We start from the raw sequence: 17616 nt of genomic DNA on the forward strand, positions 1-17616 counted from the left end.
CGCTACTTAAGGTCACACAGATGGACATGCAATCCCGAATTCGCCAGCTTTTCCAGGCCAGTATCGACACCAAGCAACAGGCGATGGACGTACTTGCACCGCACATCGAGCAAGCCAGCCAGATCATGGTCAATGCCCTGCTCAACGAAGGCAAAATGCTTTCTTGCGGCAATGGCGGCTCGGCCGGCGATGCCCAGCATTTCTCTTCCGAGCTGCTCAACCGCTTTGAACGCGAGCGCCCGAGCCTGCCGGCCATCGCCCTGACCACCGACACCTCGACGATCACCTCGATCGCCAACGACTACAGCTACAACGAAGTGTTCTCCAAACAGATCCGCGCGCTCGGTCAGCCAGGCGATGTCCTGCTGGCGATTTCGACCAGCGGCAACTCGGCGAACATTATTCAAGCGATCCAGGCCGCACATGATCGCGAAATGATTGTCGTAGCTATGACCGGACGCGATGGTGGCGGCATGGCGTCACTGCTGCTGCCCGAGGACGTCGAGATTCGCGTACCGGCCAATGTCACTGCACGTATTCAAGAAGTCCACTTGCTGGCGATCCATTGCCTCTGCGATCTGATCGACAGCCAACTGTTCGGGAGTGAAGAATGACCCCTAATCGCCTTGGCCTTCTGGCCTTGACCCTGTGCCTCGGCATCAGTGGCTGCACCTCAGTGGTGAACGCCAGCCGTGAAGCACCGATCGACGACGACCGTGGCACGCGCACCTTCGGTAGCAAGATCGATGACTCGTTGATCGAAACCAAAGTCGGTGTGAATGTGGCCAAGGCCGACCCGGCACTGGACAACGACTCGCATATCGTCGTCACCAGTTTCAACGGTGTTGTCTTGCTGGCCGGTCAAACGCCTCGCGCAGATTTGAAAGCCAAAGCCGAGCAAGCGGCAGCCGCCGTGCAACGGGTAAAAACTGTTCATAACGAACTGCAGGTCATACCGCCGTCCGGCTTCCTGGCTCGCCAGAATGACACCTGGCTGACCTCCAAGATCAAGACGCAGATGCTTACCGACGCCAGCATTCCTGGCTCACGCATCAAGGTCGTGACCGAAAACGGCATCGTCTATCTGCTGGGCCTGCTGACCAAACAGGAAGCCACTCAGGCAACTAATCTGGTTCAGGGCGTTTCCGGCGTGCAGAAGATCGTCAAGCTGTTCGAATACATCGACTGACGCACAACCCCATGTAATAAAAAAGGCGATCCATCTGGATCGCCTTTTTTATTACTTCACCACTTTCAGGCTTGGCCGGCCGCTAGGGCGCGGCGGTTCACTGTCCGGTGGCGGCAAGTCGTCATCCGACTCGATCTCTTCTTCGTCATCCATTGGCGACTCGAGATCGAACACCATGCCCTGACCATTCTCCCGGGCGTAGATCCCCAGGATCGCGCTGATCGGCACGTACAGACTGTGCGGGACGCCACCGAAGCGACCTTCGAAGGTCACCACGTCGTTGTCCATGTGCAGATGACGCACAGCACTCGGCGAGATGTTCAGGACAATCTGCCCGTCGCTGGCGAAACCCTGCGGCACCTGCACTGCCGGGTACTCGGAATTGACCAGCATGTGCGGGGTGCAATCGTTATCAACAATCCACTCGTAGAGCGCGCGGACCAGATAAGGTCGACTGGAGTTCATAGCGGCTCCTTAAGCCTTAGCGCATATCGCGTTCGACACCAGACAGACTCGCCTGGAATGCCTCACGCGCAAACGAGCGCTCCATATAATCAAGCAGCGGCTTGGCTGGCCGCGGCAGTTCAATACCCAGAATCGGCAAACGCCAGAGTATTGGCAATAGGCAGCAATCCACCAGACTTTGTTCCTCACTGAGGAAAAACGGCTTGTCGGCAAACAGCGGCGACACGCCCGTCAGGCTTTCACGCAATTCCTTGCGCGCCACGACACGCGCAGCCTCCTTGGACTTGGGATCCAGAATAAGATCCACCAGACCACACCAGTCGCGCTGAATTCGATGAATCAGCAAACGGCTGTTGGCACGCGCCACCGGATAAACCGGCATCAACGGCGGGTGCGGGTAACGCTCATCCAGATATTCCATCACCACGGTCGACTCCCACAACGCCAGGTCACGATCGACCAGCGTCGGCAGACTGCCGTAAGGGTTTACCTCAATCAGTTTAGGCGGCTGGCGACCAGCTTCCACATAAATGATCTCGGCGCTGACACCCTTCTCTGCAAGCACAATGCGCACTCGGTGGGAATAGTGGTCGGCGGGGTCGGAGTAACAGGCCAACCGATTGGTCACGCCCATGGCGATCCTCCTCGCTTGTTGAATTTGTCGGAACCGGAAAAACGCGCGCGCCCAGAGGGCGCCTCCCGCAACACCTGGCAAACCAGACGTTGCGCTATCGGAGGCGCCCTTGGGCGCGCGCGATTAACAGCAATGCTTGAAGCGTATCAGTGCACGTCTTTCCAGTATTCACGCTTGAGCAGGTAGGCGAACACAAAGAAGAACGCCAGGTACAGCAAGACATAAGTACCGATGCGCTGATGTTGCAGCTTAACCGGGTTAGCCGAGTAAGCCAGGAAGGTTACCAGATTCTTGACCTTCTCATCGAACTGCTCTTCGTTCAGAGCACCGGATTTCGGCACGATGGTCAGTTGATCGCACGCTTCATGAGTCAGAGGCGTACCGGTCAGCGGATCATATTGCTTCTTGCCGTCTTCGACGATCTGCACCTGTTTGCAACCCACGACCTGACGACCTTGCAGGCCGACGAGCACGTTAGGCATGCCGACGTTCGGGAAAACCTTGTTGTTCACGCCCCATGGACGTGCAGGATCTTCGTAGAACGACTTCAGGTAACCGTAGAGCCAGTCGGTGCCGCGTACGCGAGCGACCAGGGTCAGATCCGGTGGTGCGGCACCAAACCAGGTCTTGGCGTCTGCCGGCTGCATGCCGATGTTCATGTGATCGCCAATCTTGGCGCCAGTGAACACCAGTTTCTCCAGCATCATTTCGTGAGGAATGCCCAAATCATCGGCCACCCGCTCGTAACGCTGGAACTTGGCACTGTGGCAACCCATGCAATAGTTGGCAAAGGTACGTGCGCCATCCTGCAGCGCAGCGTTGTCGGAAACGTCGATGTCGACCTTTTCCAGCTCCGGACCACCGTGTTCAGCGGCGAAGGACAGAACAGGCAGAGCAGCAAAAATCAGAGCAAAAAATAACTTTTTCATCAGCCAGTCACCCTTTCCGGAACCGGTTTGGTCTTCTCGAGCCTGGTGTAGAACGGCATCAGGATGAAGTACGCGAAGTACAGGAAGGTGCAGACCTGCGACAGCAACGTCAGAGACGGCGTCGGAGCTTTCACGCCAGTCCAGCCAAGCAGCACAAAGCAAACGCAGAATATGACGAGCCAGACTTTGCTCATCCAGCCTTTATAGCGCATGGATTTGACCGGACTGCGATCGAGCCACGGCAGGACAAACAGGAAAGCAATTGAAGCGCCCATGGCGATGACGCCCATGAGTTTGTCAGGGATTGCTCGCAGGATCGCGTAGAACGGCGTGAAGTACCAGACCGGCGCGATATGCTCCGGCGTCTTGAACGGGTTGGCCGGCTCGAAGTTTGGTTTTTCGAGGAAATAGCCACCCATTTCCGGGAAGAAGAACACAATAAAGCAGAAGATAAACAGGAACACAACGACACCGACAATGTCTTTCACGGTGTAGTACGGGTGGAAAGCAATGCCGTCCAGCGGGATGCCGTTTTCATCTTTGTGCTTCTTGATGTCGACGCCGTCAGGGTTGTTCGAACCGACTTCGTGCAACGCCAGAATGTGCAGCACCACCAGACCGAGAATCACGATCGGCAGAGCCACGACATGCAAGGCGAAGAAGCGGTTCAGGGTGATTCCGGAGATCAGATAGTCACCACGAATCCACTGCGTCAGGTCGTTGCCGATCACCGGAATCGCACCGAACAGCGAGATGATCACCTGGGCACCCCAGTAGGACATCTGACCCCATGGCAGCAGGTAACCCATGAACGCTTCAGCCATCAGCGCCAGATAAATCAGCATGCCGAAAACCCAGACCAGCTCGCGCGGTTTCTGGTACGAGCCGTAAAGCAGGCCGCGGAACATGTGCAGATACACCACGATGAAGAACATCGAAGCGCCGACAGCGTGCAGCAGACGCAAAATCGAGCCGTGATTGACGTCACGCATGATGCCTTCGACAGACGCAAAAGCTTCTTCTGCCGATGGCGTGTAGCTCATCGTCAGCCAGACGCCGGTGACGAGCTGGTTGACCAGCACCAGCAGCGCCAGAGAGCCGAAGAAATAGAAGAAGTTGAAGTTTTTTGGAGCGTAATACTTGCTGAGATGGTCTTCCCACATTTTGGTCGCAGGAAAGCGCGCATCAACCCAATCCATGAACTTGCTCATCACGCTTTCTCCGTATCGACGCCGATGACAATCAGGTCATCGGTCTCATAGGAATGCGGGGGAACTGGCAGGTTCAAAGGCGCAGGTTGCGACTTGTAGACGCGGCCAGCCAGATCGTAGTGGGAGCCGTGGCAAGGGCAGAAATAGCCACCGACCCAGTCTTTGCCGAGATCCGCAGGTGCCACTTCGGGACGGAAAGTTGGTGAGCAACCCAGGTGCGTGCAGATCCCGATCAGCAGCAGAATTTCCGGCTTGATCGAACGCACTTCAGGGTCGACATAGGTGGGTTGCGTGGAGTTTTTGGAGGTTGGATCGGAGAGCTGGCCCTCGATCTTCTTGAGATTCCCCAGGATTTCCGCAGTACGGCGGACAATGAACACCGGCTGGCCGCGCCATTCAGCAATCATCTGCTGTCCTGGCTCGATTTTGCTGACATTCACTTTCACCGGTGCACCGGCGGCTTTCGCCTTGGCACTGGGAAACCATGACCCCACGAACGGGACCGCAGCCCCCACCGCTCCTGCAGCACCCACCACGGATGTGGCTGCTACCAAGAAGCGACGCCGGCCTGCATTCACGCCGTCATTGCTCATTCAGTCCTCTCCCATCAGCTTTTGTGGCCTGTTAAATCAGGCATCTACTAAATACATCAATGTTACTTATAAAAATTTTGCCGAATGGTAATGAAAAGCCCCAATTCTGACAAGGGAATTACCCGGAGCTCTTACCCTCAAGCCTTGCAGTATAGGGGGTCTACGGAAGTGGCAAGTTGTCGCAGCGCAATTCTTTGATAAATCACAGGCATAAAAAAACGCCCGCTTCCGTGAGGAGGCGGGCGTTCTTTTTGAACGCGGAAGCGGAATTAACGCTTCGAGTACTGCGGACGCTTACGCGCTTTACGCAGACCAACTTTCTTACGTTCAACTTCACGGGCGTCGCGAGTAACGAAGCCAGCTTTGCGCAGAGCGCCACGCAGGGTTTCGTCGTAGTCCATCAGAGCGCGAGTGATGCCGTGGCGGATTGCGCCAGCTTGACCACTTACACCACCGCCGATCACGGTGACGTAGATGTCGAACTTCTCGACAGTCTCAGTCAGCTCCAGCGGCTGGCGAACTACCATGCGGGCAGTTTCACGGCCGAAGAAGTTTTCCAGCGAACGGTTGTTGATGGAGATGTTACCAGTACCCGGACGCAGGAAAACGCGTGCGGTTGCGGTCTTGCGACGGCCAGTGCCGTAATTTTGAGTCGCCGACATAATGTACTATTCCGTTAAAACTTCAGTTCTTGGGGCTGCTGAGCAGTATGTGGGTGTGCAGCGCCCGCATAGACTTTCAGCTTACGGTACATGTCGCGACCCAGTGGGTTTTTAGGCAGCATGCCTTTAACCGCGGTCTCGATCACGCGCTCAGGGGCTTTAGCGATCAGCTTTTCAAAGTTGATCGACTTGATGCCGCCCGGGAAACCGGAGTGGGAGTAGTACATTTTGTCAGTGGTTTTAGCACCGGTAACACGAATCTGCTCGGCGTTGATGACGACGATGTAGTCGCCGGTGTCAACGTGAGGAGTGTACTCAGGCTTGTGCTTGCCACGCAGACGGCTCGCGATTTCGGTGGCCAGACGACCCAGGGTCTGACCAGCAGCGTCGACGACAAACCAGTCGCGCTTTACTGTTTCCGGTTTAGCAGTAAAAGTTTTCATTCTTTATAGCCTCAGGGGCCGCCCTGTAAATTAGACGGCGGATCTTACTGAATAGTGCGTACTTTGACAAGTCAAAGGCAGCCGGATACAGACGCTTTCGGGGGCTCGGGTCGGCGCGTCCGTTCAACGGCAAGATTCTTCGGCGGCGGCGCATCACTTCCACTGCAGAAAGAGGTCGGCAATTATGCAGATTGCGAAAAATATTTCAACCTGCTTTTATGATTGTTTTGCCCAAGGAGCACCCGATGGACTATCGCCAGCTAGGCCGTACCGACCTGAACGTGAGTGCAATCTGCCTCGGCACCATGACCTGGGGCGAGCAAAACACTGAAGCTGAAGCCTTCGCGCAGATTGAACGGGCCAAAGAAGCCGGGATCAATTTCATCGACACCGCCGAGATGTACCCGGTGCCGCCGAAAGCCGAAACCTATGCCACCACCGAGCGCTATATCGGCAATTACTTCAAAAGTCGCGGCGACCGGGCCGACTGGATCCTCGCCAGCAAGATCGCCGGCCCCGGCAACACCATCGACTACATCCGCGACAAAAACCTGCGCCATAACCGCCAGCACATCACCGCAGCGGTGGACGCCAGCCTCGAGCGCCTGCAGACCGATTACATCGACCTGTATCAATTGCACTGGCCGGAACGCAGCACCAACTTTTTCGGACAACTGGGTTACAAGCACAAGATCGAAGCCAACCTGACCCCGCTCGAAGACACTCTCGAAGCACTCGACGAGCAAGTGAAGGCCGGCAAGATCCGCCACATCGGCCTGTCCAACGAAACCCCGTGGGGCACCATGCGTTTTCTGGCCTTGGCCGAAGCGCGTGGCTGGCCGCGCGCGGTGTCGATCCAGAACCCCTACAACCTGCTCAACCGCAGTTTTGAAGTGGGCCTGGCGGAAATCGCCATACGCGAACAGTGCGGCCTGCTCGCCTATTCGCCGCTGGCGTTTGGTTTCCTGTCAGGTAAGTACGAAGGTGGCGCTCGTCCGCCGAAAGGTCGCCTGAGCCTCTACAGTCGCTTCAGCCGCTATTTCAATGCGCAGTCGGAAGCAGCGTGCAGCCGTTATGTCGCGCTGGCCCGGGAGCACGGTCTGGACCCGGCGCAGATGGCATTGGCGTTCGTCACTCAGCAACCATTCGTCACGAGTAACATCATTGGCGCGACGACGCTTGAGCAACTGGACAGCAACATTGCCAGTTTTGATCTGAAGCTTTCCGATGAAGTGCTGGCAGGGATCGAGGCGATTCACAAGGATCACCCGAACCCAGCGCCTTGATTTACCGCTAAAAGCTTCGCGAGCAGGCTCGCTCCCACAGGTACGGTGATCCCCTGTGGGAGCGAGCCTGCTCGCGAAGAGGCCGATCAGATCACCACCAAAGCGGAACGCGGAGCGTCCCCGGCGGCATTCCCACGCAGAGCGTGGGAACGATCATCAAAGCGACCGCGCAATGATCTCCTTCATGATTTCATTGGTGCCGGCATAGATCCGCTGCACCCGCGCATCCGCCCACGCCCGGGCCACCGGGTACTCCCACATGAAGCCGTAACCGCCATGCAACTGCACGCACTCGTCGAGCACCTTGCATTGCAGATCGGTGCCCCAGTATTTCGCCATCGCCGCCGTCGGCACGTCGAGCTTGCCTTGCAGGTGCAGCTCCAGACATTTATCGACGAACACTCGGCCGATCTGAATTTCAGTTGCCATCTCGGCCAGCTTGAAGCGAGTGTTCTGGAAGTCGGCAATGGCTTTGCCGAACGCCTTGCGATCGCGGGTGTAATCAAGCGTCCATTGCAACGCCGCTTCAGCTGAAGCCAGGCCACCGATCGCCACCGTCAGACGTTCTTGCGGCAACTCCTGCATCAGATAAGCGAACCCGGCCCCGGCCTGCCCCAGCAGGTTTTCTTTCGGCACGCGCACGTCCTGGAAAAACAATTCCGACGTGTCCTGCGCCTTCATACCAACCTTCTCGAGGCGCTTGCCCTTATCGAAACCCGGCGTACCCGCTTCCACCAGAAACAGGCTGGTGCCCTTGGCGCCGGCCTTTGGATCGGTCTTGGCCACCACGATCACCAGATCCGCGAGAAAGCCGTTGGTAATGAAGGTTTTCGAACCGTTGATCACATATTCGTCACCGTCCAGCACAGCGGTGGTCTTCACACCTTGCAGATCGGAACCCGCCCCCGGCTCGGTCATGGCGATGGCCGTGACCATCTCGCCCGAAACCAGTTTCGGCAGGTATTTGTGCTTCAGCGCCTCGCTGCCGTAATGCAGGATGTACGGCGCGACAATGTCCGAATGCAGCGAGAAGCCGATGCCGGTCAGGCCCAGGCGCCCGACCTCCTCGATCACCACCGCACTGTAGAGAAAGTCCGCCCCCAGGCCGCCGTATTCTTCCGGCAGGTGCGAGCAGAGCATCCCCGCCTCCCCGGCCTTGTTCCAGAGTTTGCGGTCGATATGGCCTTGTTTCTCCCATTGCGCATGGAACGGCACCGCCTCTTTTTCGAGGAAGGTGCGGACGCTGTCGCGAAACAATTCGTGCTCGGAGCTGAACAAGGTTCTGGGGATCATGCGGCACCTTTCTTTGTTGTTGGAGGGAGATGGCCTTCAGAGACTAAGCCTCCCCTCTGACACAGGACACTGGACACATCCGACAAAAAATAAGACGATCCAGCCGTCTGGTGACCACTTTCCCTTATAAAAACAAAACAAAAGTTGAATTATGTCCAAGCAAGTCTCCACGCCCTTGCGGCGCGTCAGCATCCTGGCAATCGACCGGGTTTTCGCCTCCACTCTCATGCAAGCCAAGGATTTCTTCCATCTGGCCAGCCTGCGTTATGGCAAACAACTGGGCCACGGCCTGACTCCAGCGTTCGAAACACGCTTGGTCAGCCCCGACGGCAAACCGGTGAACAGCTTCAGTGACGTGGTAATGCCGGTCGACGGTGGCCTGGAAAACGCCGACGTCATTATCCTCCCGGCGTTCTGGGACGATTTCGACACGTTGTGCGGCCGTTATCCGCAAGTGTTGCCCTGGCTGCGTGAACAGCACGCCCGTGGCGCGGTGTTGTGCGGTGAAGCCACCGGGGTGTTCTGGCTGGCCGAGGCCGGCCTGCTCAACGGCAAGGAAGCGACCACCTACTGGCGTTTCTTCAATGCTTTCGCCGAGCGCTTTCCCAAGGTCTATCTCAATCAGGACAAGCACCTGACCGATGCCGACAACTTGTATTGCGCCGGCGGTACCACGTCAGCCTGCGACCTTTACATCTACTTGATCGAGCGTTTCTGTGGGGCCAATGTCGCGCAAGCCGTGGCCCGCGACATTCTCTATGAAGTGCAGCGCAGCTATGCGCCAGGACGCATCGGTTTCGGTGGGCAGAAGCTGCACCAGGACGTGATCATCCTGCAGATCCAGCACTGGCTTGAAGAGCATTTCGCCGACAAGTTCCGCTTCGAAGACGTCGCCCGCGAGCACGGCATGAGCATCCGCAACTTCATGCGCCGCTTCCAGACCGCCACCGGTGACAAGCCACTGCATTACCTGCAACGCCTGCGTATCGAAACCGCCAAGGGCCTGCTGTCCGGCAGCCGCAAGAGCATCAAGACCATCAGTTATGAGGTCGGTTACGATGATGCGAGCTTCTTTGCGCGGCTGTTCCGTCAGCACACCGAGCTGTCGCCGAATCAGTATCGACAGCAGTTTCAGCAGGCGGCATAGCCCCCCGAAGCAAATACAAAACCTGTGGGAGCTGGCTTGCCAGCGATAGCGGTTTGTCAGTGAAATAAATATCACCTGACACGACGCCATCGCTGGCAAGCCAGCTCCCACAGGGATCGCAGTCCGCTCGAATTTTGCTTCAGCGCATAAAAAAGGGCCTGCAATTGCAGGCCCTTTTTCTTTGCCGAAAATCCGCTTAAGGCTTGTGCGCCCGCGACAGGAATTCGTGGGACTGCATTTCCAACAGTCGGCTCAGCGTGCGCTGGAACTCGAAATTCAGACGGCCGCCGGTGTACAGATCCTTCAACTCGACTTCAGCCGAAATGATCAGCTTCACGTTACGGTCGTAGAACTCGTCGACCATGTTGATGAAGCGGCGCGCAATGTCGTCAGTGGTGACGCTCATCTGCTCGACACCGCTGAGCAGCACGGCGTGGAAGATCTTGCCCAGTTCGATGTAGTCGTTCTGGCTACGCGGGCCGTCGCACAGTTCACGGAAATCGAACCACGCCACGTCGTCACATGTGCGCAACGCACGGATCTCGCGGTTTTCGATGATCAGCACATCGTTCTCGACTGCGGCGGTGCACTCCGGCGTCAGCGCGCGGAAGCTCTTGCGCAGGCTTTCGTGAGCAGCTTCGTCGAGCGGATAGTGGAACAGCTCGGCTTGTTCGAGGTGACGCAGACGGTAGTCGACGCCGCTGTCGACGTTGACGATCTCGGTATTCTGCTTGATCAGCGCAATCGCCGGCAGGAAACGCGCACGTTGCAGACCGTCCTTGTACAGGCCGTCCGGAACGATGTTCGAGGTCGCGACCAGGGTCACGCCGTTCTTGAACAGTTCTTCCATCAGCGTGCCGAGGATCATCGCGTCGGTGATGTCGGAGACGAAGAACTCATCGAAGCAGATCACCCGCGACTCAGTCGCAAAGCGCTTGGCGATGATGGTCAGCGGGTTTTTCTCGCCGCCGAGGGTTTTCATTTCTTCGTGCACGCGCTTCATGAAGCGGTGGAAGTGAGTGCGGGTCTTTTCCTTGAACGGCAGCGCTTCGAAGAAGGTGTCGACCAGGTAAGTCTTGCCGCGACCCACGCCGCCCCAGAAATACAGGCCCTTGACCGGCGTCTGATCCTTTTTGCCGAACAGTTTGCTCAGCAGACCCGGCTTGTTCTGATCGGCGGCGATCAGATCCTCGTACAGACGCTGCAAATGACGCACGGCAGTTTCCTGCGCGGCGTCATGGAAGAAGTCCGGGCGTTTCAGATCAGCTTGGTATCGTTCTAGGGGCGTCATAATTCGTTAGCAAGGCAACAAAAACGGGCCGTCACTGTAGCGACGGCCCGTGGGAATGGCAATCGGCCCTTGGTCGGACCGTGCCGCCGATTAGTCCTGAACCGGGGTCAGCGCGACGCGCAGAGCCTCGATGGCCGCATCTCGCGCAGCAGTGTCAGCGAATGCCGGGCTGTCGCCAACGCACTCGCCCTCCAGCCAGACGCTGAAGCTCAGGTCTTCGCTGCGCACGTCCAGCGGCTGCCCGGATTGCAGCTGTTTGGTCACCTGGCCTGCGGCTTTGCCGTCGGCGAAGTTGCGCGATAGCAGCAGTTGCTCGCCATCGGCTGCCAGCAGACGGAAACGGAAACTACCGTCGTCTTCACGGAAACTGACGAAACGCGCGGCTTTCGCGGCTTTCTTCTTCGTGGTCGCGGCGACTTGCACCTGATTGACGAAGGAACGCAGGCCCACGGCTTCACGCAGTTCATTGAGGAACGGCGTTGCCACGGCACGGGCTTTCTTGGCGCCGATTTGCAGGATGTCTTCCAGGTCTGCCGGGCGCTCGATCAACTGGTGATACTTGTCGCGCGCTTCGCCGAGATCGTTGTCGAGCAACTGGAACAGACGGTTCTTCGCCTCGCCCCAACCCAGACCACCGAGCAGTTCGCTGCGGAACTCATCAGCCTGCGCCGGTGTGGCGAAGGCCTGGAACAGGGTGAACAGGTGCGAGTTGTCCGGATCCTTGGCTTCGCCTGGCGCTTTGGAGTCCGTGACGATCCGCGAAATCGCGTCCTTCATCTCTTTGGCGCTGGAGAACAACGGGATGGTGTTGTCATAGCTCTTCGACATCTTGCGACCGTCGAGGCCTGGCAACGTCGCCACGCTTTCTTCAATCAATGCTTCGGGCATGGTGAAGAACTCTTTGCCCTGACCAAACAGATGGTTGAAACGCTGGCCGATGTCGCGGGCCATTTCCACGTGCTGGATCTGGTCACGACCGACCGGCACCTTGTGCGCGTTGAACATCAGGATGTCTGCGGCCATCAACACCGGGTAGCTGTAGAGGCCCATGGTGATGCCGGCGTCCGGGTCTTCACCGGTTTCGACGTTCTTGTCCACCGAAGCCTTGTAAGCGTGCGCACGGTTAAGCAGGCCCTTGGCCGCGACGCAGGTCAGCAGCCAGGTCAGTTCAGGGATTTCCGGGATGTCGGACTGACGGTAGAAGGTCACGCGGTCGACATCGAGGCCACCGGCCAGCCAGGTCGCAGCGATTTCCAGACGCGAGCGCTGGATGCGCAGCGGGTCATCGCATTTGATCAAGGCGTGGTAGTCGGCCAGGAAATAGAACGAATCGGCATTGCTGTCGCGGCTGGCGAGGATCGCCGGGCGGATGGCGCCGGCGTAGTTGCCCAGGTGCGGCGTGCCGGTGGTGGTGATGCCAGTGAGGATACGGGTACGGTTCGTCATGGGTAATCGCTTGTCAGACTGCAATCAATTCGAGAGACGCGGCAGGATCAGATCCTTGAGATCGGTCAACTTGCCATGAAAAAAGTGTCCGCATTCTGCCACTTTCAGCAGCTCATGGGGGCGCTGGAGTTTTTCCGACCAGGCGTAGACCAGTTGCGGATCGATGACTTCGTCGGTTTCCGGCTGGATCACGGTGAGTTCGCCATCTTGTGGCAATTGATCCTGTTCGCTAAGACGCATCACCGCTGGCGCGACCATGAACAGGTGCTTGAGCTGCACGCCTTGGGCTTCGAGACGGCCGCCGAGACTTGCTGCAACAAATCCGCCGAAGGAGAAACCGAACAGGGTCAGTGGCAGATCCGGGTGTTTTTCACGCAGCCATGCAGCGGCAGCCTGAGCATCGTCGACCTCGCCGGTGCCCATGTCGTGGGAACCTTCGCTGGCACCAACGCCGCGATAGTTGAAGCGCAAGGTGATCAGGCCGGCGTCGCGCGCGGTGCGCTGCAGGGTCGAGACGACCTTGTTGAGCATGGTGCCGCCCTGCACAGGGTTCGGATGGCAGATCAGCGCGATGCCGCGCGGCTGCTCGTTGTCGAGGTACAAAGCTTCGATTTGGCCGACTGGGCCATCAATCACTACAGGGGTTTCACGCATCAGCAAGGAAGGAACTCCGTGACCTCGAATCGGGTCGACTCGTCTAGCAAATTGTCTGTGCCAATCTATTGCGAGTGAATCGCGGTATACAGCGCAGGTTCGAGCCGTTAACGTAAAGCAAAGCCGTTTATAGAGGAAGGACTCGTGGAACACTCGCTCTTAGTTTGGTTGTTACCGACTCTTGCCCTGGTTGTGGGTGTCGCCATTGGATTCCTGATCGCGCGCGTTGCGCCGAACGCCGCGCCGAGCCGTACGCAGCGTCAACTGGATGATATCCAGGAGCGTTTCGACAGTTATCAAAACGAGGTGGTCACCCACTTCAACAGCACCGCGATGCTGGTCAAGAAGCTGACCCAGAGCTATCAGGAAGTGCAGGATCATCTCGCCGAGGGCGCCAATCGTCTGGCCCTGGACGAGCAGACCCGCCAGCGCCTGATCGCTGCCCTGCACGCTGACGCGGCAGTCACGCCACGTGAACGCCTGACGCCACCGCGCGATCAGGAGCCACCGCGCGACTACGCACCGAAGACCCCGAACTCGCCGGGCATGCTCGATGAGCACTATGGTCTGAAGAAGTAATCAGCCTTCGCTGAAAACAAAAAGCCCCCGGACAGTGATGTGTCCCGGGGGCTTTTTTGTGTCTGTAATCTTCGGTGTTTGTAGCGGCCCCTTCGCGAGCAGGCTCGCTCCCACAGGGGAATGCATTTCAAATGTGGGAGTGAGCCTGCTCGCGATGAGGCCATAACAGGCCAGACAAAAAAATGCCCGATCACAGGACCGGGCATTTCTTCATTCGGGCAAGCGCTTACGGATACTGCTGAACCGTACCCGGCTGCTGTTGCTGCTGACCACCATACTGCTGACCCGGAATCGCCTTCAGGTTGACTTCAACGCGACGGTTCTGCGCCCGGCCATTCACGTCACCGTTACTGGCAACCGGGTTATCCGGGCCGGCACCACGGGCGGAGAGGTTGGCACCGCTGACACCTTGCGAGGTCAGGTAGGTCGCCACGCTCTGCGCACGACGCTGGGACAGGTCCATGTTGTGCTGGCGGCTACCGGTGCTGTCGGTATAGCCAACGATCTCGATCTGGTTCTGGTTGAACTCTTTCAACGAGCCCGCGAGGTTGTTCAGCGGCTGGTAGAAGCTTGGCGCGATGTTCGCCGAATCAGTGGCGAACGTAATGTTGCCCGGCATGATCAGCTTGATCTGATCGCCTTGGCGCTGCACTTCAACGCCAGTGTTGGCCATGCTCGCGCGCAGTTTCTTTTCTTGCTGGTCGGCGTAATAACCGTAACCGGCGGCGGACGCACCCACCACCGCCGCACCGATCAAGGCACCTTTGCCGCGGTTGTCGTGACCGATGGCGGCACCGGCCAGTGCGCCGGCGAGTGCACCGAGGCCGCCGTATTTGGCGGTTTTGCTCATGCCTTGCGAGCCACCGTCGGCCTGGCCCTGATTGTCATACGGGTTAGGCGAGGCGCAGCCGGACAGCAAGGCCACGGCAGTAGCGACAATAATCAAACGACGCGTGGTGAACATGGAGAGCTCCTACTTTTTTTGCATTCTGTGGTGCAGCGGCCACTAAGTAATGGACCTGTGCGGGCGTTGGATCATGACAATGCACAAAAATTCCGCGGAGCACTCGTGACAAAATATTCAGGCGCGCACAAACGGGTTTTCGCGCATTTCATCACCCAGACGCGTATCCGGCCCGTGACCGGTCACCACGGTCGCATCCTCGTCCAGCGTATATAGCCGCTGCTTGATCGAACGCACGATGGTCGCCTGATCGCCGCCCCATAAATCCGTGCGCCCTACCCCGCGACGAAACAACGTGTCGCCGGCTATCAACAGCTTAGCCTCGGAAAACCAAAAGCTCATGGAACCGGGTGTATGTCCCGGCGTGTGCAGGGCAACACCGCAACCGCAGGCCAGTTCCTCATCGTCGCTCAACCAGCGATCTGGCGATGGCACCGGTGTGTAGGGCACACCGAACATCTGGCACTGCATTTCGAGGTTGTTCCAAAGGAATTGGTCCTCCTTGTGCAAATGCAGGGTCGCGCCGGTTTTTTCCTTCATCTGCCCGGAAGCGAGAAAGTGATCGAGGTGCGCGTGGGTGTGAATGATGCTGACGACTTTCAGGCCATGGGCATCAAGGCGTGCCATGATCAGGTCAGGATTACCACCCGGGTCGACGACGATGGCTTTTTTGGTGATCGGGTCGCCGATGATGGTGCAGTTGCACTGGAGCGGACCGACGGGAAAGGTTTCGCGGATGAGCGCTGTGTTCGGGGTTTGCATGGTTTTGATCCTGATGCCAAGGCGTGCCACTGCGGTTGTGATGCGCAAAATTGATGGGGTATCCTCGCGCCGTGCCAATTTTGAAACAAGACGGCAGGAAGCCAATGCCCCACTCTATGGAACACGTGCTCGTCGATAAAAGCGTCCTTTTACTGGACCCGGACATTATCAACCGCATTCGCGCCAGGAATGGTTTGCCTTTTATCGCCCATTCCGATCTTCTGAAGCTTCAGTCCCTGACCGAGGGAAAAGAGCAGGTCCACCGCAACGCACGGGATTTTTTTCGGTACTTCATCGGCAAACCGTCTCGGCCGCACCGTGCGCTCCCTAAAGGTACAGCGCTGCATCCCGGCGATCTGCTGGCCGAATGCTCGTTCAATGGCCAAGCGATCTTCGCGCTCAAACGCACGACCACGCCACTGGAGCAAAGCCCGTCGGGAGAAGTCGTCGACTTGTGCCGCCATTACGATCTGCTGCTACTGACATGCGACGAATCGCAGCTCGCGCAGTGCAAAGCCGCGCAGGCCAGAGCCCAGCGCTGGACCGGACCGGCACCCTCGCTACCACCTAAAAGTGCACCTGCACCTGCACCTGCACCTGCACCTGCACCGATCGTGCCTTTCGACATGCCGGCAACCCCGCTCCTCACTGCCGACATGGTTATTCGCAACCAAGGTGAACGTGTCGCGGAAGGCTCGGTGGTGACCACCTCGAGCGGTCGTCAATTGACCCTGGATAAAGCCATCAGCGCCGGCGGAGAAGGAACGATCCATGCCGTGGCTGGCAACGCAGAAGTCTGCAAGATCTATCACATTGAAAAACTCACGACCCGGCGCCGCGAGAAAATCAGCCTGATGGTGACGCGTAAAATCGCCGAACCCGGCATTTGTTGGCCGACCGAGTTGGTGTTCAATGCGCAAAAGGAGTTCGTGGGTTATGTCATGCCTCGCGCGGATGGCAGAACACTCCACAGCACGGTATTCGTCAAACAGGTACTGCTGAAGACCTTCGCGAAATGGACGCGGCGTGACCTGGTGAATGTCGCGACCGCCTTTTTGAAACAGGTGCACTATCTGCACTCGCTGAATATCATCGTGGGCGACATCAATCCGATGAACCTGCTCGTGACGGCAGACAGCAACAAGGTCTGGATGGTCGATACCGACAGCTTCCAGATTGGACATTTCCCCTGCGAAGTGGGCACGGTGCCGTTCACCGCGCCGGAAATCCAGGACGAAAAATATGGCGACTACCTGCGCACAAAAAATCACGAGCTGTTCGCCATCGCCACCATGCTGTTCATGATCCTGCTGCCAGGCAAACCACCCTATTCTCAACAGGGTGGCGGAACGGCTTCCGACAACATCAAGAACATGAACTTCCCCTACCGATTCAAAAAGGGCAGCGGCATCGGCCGGGCAAGCGTCGCGCCGGTGGGCGTCTGGCAGCATATCTGGAGTCATTTGCCGTATCCGCTTAAACAGGCATTCAGCAATACTTTCGAAGACAATCAGCGACGCCCCATCGATGACTGGCTAAAACTGCTGACTCAGTACGGCGAAGGGTTACGCAAAGGCAAACATTGCGATGATTTGTTTCCTGCCGCGTTTCATATCAAAGATCCCGTTGAAGACGTCTGTGGCAGTTGCAAAAAGCCCCACAAGGTGGCCAAGGACTGGTTTGAAAAAATGAAGGCGACAGGCAAGCCGACCATATGCTCGGACTGCCAGAAAACAGCGAAACTGAAAAAACTGGCCAGTGAGAGCCAAAAGAAAATCGAGCAGGCCGGCCAGCGTGCGGCGCCACCTCCGGCGCCCATCGCGCCTCGCCCAACGCCGCCCCCGCCTCCCAAAGTGGCGGCACCGGCACCGAAACGTCCTGCGCCCGCGGCTGCACCTGCAACCGCTCGCCCGACAGCGGCAAGGCCGCCGCAGCAACCGACATCCGCTCGACCGCAACCCTATCGACCATTGCCAGTGCACGCGAGCAATCCGCAAAACATCGTTTTGCGCTGGTTCAAACGACTCTTGAAGCGTTGGCTGTAACGCTCACCCCACAAGGACAATTC

At 57.8% G+C, this 17616-nt stretch carries 19 protein-coding genes; 6 read left to right on the top strand and 13 right to left on the bottom strand.

The features are described 5' to 3' along the window. The first annotated feature begins 20 nt into the window (after positions 1 to 20). Together CKW14_RS17555 and CKW14_RS17560 are read left to right on the top strand one after the other, a co-directional pair. Entirely contained in the window at positions 21 to 614 is a 594-nt protein-coding gene (locus CKW14_RS17555) for a phosphoheptose isomerase (protein WP_007917022.1), read from the top strand. Continuing rightward, positions 611 to 1189 carry a BON domain-containing protein gene (locus CKW14_RS17560; RefSeq protein ID WP_007917023.1) on the top strand — a complete coding sequence of 193 codons (579 nt, stop codon included), beginning with the start codon at positions 611 to 613 and terminating at the stop codon, positions 1187 to 1189. The genes CKW14_RS17555 and CKW14_RS17560 overlap by 4 nt, the downstream gene beginning before the upstream one ends. 51 nt (positions 1190 to 1240) lie before the next feature. On the opposite strand, the gene CKW14_RS17565 is transcribed toward CKW14_RS17560, so the two are convergent. From CKW14_RS17565 to rplM, 7 genes are all read right to left on the bottom strand, one after another. After that, positions 1241 to 1654 (bottom strand): ClpXP protease specificity-enhancing factor, encoded by a 414-nt coding sequence (locus CKW14_RS17565; protein ID WP_007917024.1) that lies wholly within the window; start codon positions 1652 to 1654, stop codon positions 1241 to 1243. 16 nt (positions 1655 to 1670) lie between these two features. Next, positions 1671 to 2288, bottom strand: coding sequence for a glutathione S-transferase N-terminal domain-containing protein (locus tag CKW14_RS17570; RefSeq protein ID WP_007917025.1), 618 nt, complete (start codon positions 2286 to 2288; stop codon positions 1671 to 1673). A 146-nt stretch (positions 2289 to 2434) separates the two neighbouring features. Next, positions 2435 to 3217 carry a cytochrome c1 gene (locus CKW14_RS17575; protein WP_095050646.1) on the bottom strand — a complete coding sequence of 261 codons (783 nt, stop codon included), beginning with the start codon at positions 3215 to 3217 and terminating at the stop codon, positions 2435 to 2437. Then, positions 3217 to 4428 (bottom strand): cytochrome bc complex cytochrome b subunit, encoded by a 1212-nt coding sequence (locus CKW14_RS17580; RefSeq protein ID WP_093430693.1) that lies wholly within the window; start codon positions 4426 to 4428, stop codon positions 3217 to 3219. The genes CKW14_RS17575 and CKW14_RS17580 overlap by 1 nt, the downstream gene beginning before the upstream one ends. Further along, positions 4428 to 5021 (bottom strand): ubiquinol-cytochrome c reductase iron-sulfur subunit, encoded by a 594-nt coding sequence (gene petA / locus CKW14_RS17585; protein WP_003228055.1) that lies wholly within the window; start codon positions 5019 to 5021, stop codon positions 4428 to 4430. The genes CKW14_RS17580 and petA overlap by 1 nt, the downstream gene beginning before the upstream one ends. 269 nt (positions 5022 to 5290) lie before the next feature. Then, positions 5291 to 5683 carry a 30S ribosomal protein S9 gene (gene rpsI, locus CKW14_RS17590; RefSeq protein ID WP_008080273.1) on the bottom strand — a complete coding sequence of 131 codons (393 nt, stop codon included), beginning with the start codon at positions 5681 to 5683 and terminating at the stop codon, positions 5291 to 5293. Positions 5684 to 5697: 14 nt separating this feature from the next. Continuing rightward, entirely contained in the window at positions 5698 to 6126 is a 429-nt protein-coding gene (gene rplM / locus CKW14_RS17595) for a 50S ribosomal protein L13 (protein ID WP_007917032.1), read from the bottom strand. Between the two features lie 245 nt (positions 6127 to 6371). Between rplM and CKW14_RS17600 the strand changes: the two genes are divergently transcribed. Continuing rightward, a complete protein-coding gene (locus CKW14_RS17600; protein ID WP_007917033.1) occupies positions 6372 to 7412 on the top strand; it encodes an NADP(H)-dependent aldo-keto reductase in 1041 nt (346 codons plus the stop codon). A gap of 156 nt (positions 7413 to 7568) precedes the next feature. Here the strand turns inward: CKW14_RS17600 and CKW14_RS17605 are convergent, their stop codons facing one another. Further along, entirely contained in the window at positions 7569 to 8705 is a 1137-nt protein-coding gene (locus CKW14_RS17605; protein WP_095050645.1) for an acyl-CoA dehydrogenase family protein, read from the bottom strand. 250 nt (positions 8706 to 8955) lie between these two features. Between CKW14_RS17605 and CKW14_RS17610 the strand changes: the two genes are divergently transcribed. Then, entirely contained in the window at positions 8956 to 9852 is an 897-nt protein-coding gene (locus CKW14_RS17610; protein ID WP_175555647.1) for a GlxA family transcriptional regulator, read from the top strand. 196 nt (positions 9853 to 10048) lie between these two features. Here CKW14_RS17610 and zapE read toward each other — a convergent pair whose 3' ends face one another. The 3 genes from zapE to CKW14_RS17625 all read right to left on the bottom strand — a co-directional run bounded on the left by zapE (position 10049) and on the right by CKW14_RS17625 (position 13243). Continuing rightward, complete coding sequence (gene zapE / locus CKW14_RS17615) at positions 10049 to 11143, bottom strand: cell division protein ZapE (RefSeq protein ID WP_095050644.1); 1095 nt, start codon at positions 11141 to 11143, stop codon at positions 10049 to 10051. A gap of 90 nt (positions 11144 to 11233) precedes the next feature. Then, entirely contained in the window at positions 11234 to 12589 is a 1356-nt protein-coding gene (locus tag CKW14_RS17620) for a tryptophan--tRNA ligase (protein WP_095050643.1), read from the bottom strand. A gap of 24 nt (positions 12590 to 12613) precedes the next feature. Continuing rightward, positions 12614 to 13243: an alpha/beta hydrolase gene (locus CKW14_RS17625; protein ID WP_095125849.1), complete on the bottom strand. Its 630-nt coding sequence runs from the start codon at positions 13241 to 13243 to the stop codon at positions 12614 to 12616. Between the two features lie 144 nt (positions 13244 to 13387). Between CKW14_RS17625 and CKW14_RS17630 the strand changes: the two genes are divergently transcribed. Beyond that, positions 13388 to 13822, top strand: a complete 435-nt coding sequence (locus CKW14_RS17630) for a YhcB family protein (RefSeq protein WP_095050642.1) — start codon at positions 13388 to 13390, stop codon at positions 13820 to 13822. 226 nt (positions 13823 to 14048) lie between these two features. On the opposite strand, the gene CKW14_RS17635 is transcribed toward CKW14_RS17630, so the two are convergent. Together CKW14_RS17635 and CKW14_RS17640 are read right to left on the bottom strand one after the other, a co-directional pair. Continuing rightward, positions 14049 to 14786 carry an OmpA family protein gene (locus tag CKW14_RS17635; protein ID WP_095050641.1) on the bottom strand — a complete coding sequence of 246 codons (738 nt, stop codon included), beginning with the start codon at positions 14784 to 14786 and terminating at the stop codon, positions 14049 to 14051. A gap of 117 nt (positions 14787 to 14903) precedes the next feature. Then, positions 14904 to 15548, bottom strand: a complete 645-nt coding sequence (locus CKW14_RS17640) for an MBL fold metallo-hydrolase (RefSeq protein WP_095050640.1) — start codon at positions 15546 to 15548, stop codon at positions 14904 to 14906. A gap of 116 nt (positions 15549 to 15664) precedes the next feature. On the opposite strand from CKW14_RS17640, the gene CKW14_RS17645 reads away from it, so the two are divergent. Continuing rightward, positions 15665 to 17593, top strand: coding sequence for a hypothetical protein (locus CKW14_RS17645; protein WP_141231805.1), 1929 nt, complete (start codon positions 15665 to 15667; stop codon positions 17591 to 17593). Positions 17594 to 17616 lie beyond the last annotated feature (23 nt).

This window comes from Pseudomonas sp. Irchel s3a12, from assembly GCF_900187485.1.
GTDB lineage: Bacteria > Pseudomonadota > Gammaproteobacteria > Pseudomonadales > Pseudomonadaceae > Aquipseudomonas > Aquipseudomonas neuropathica.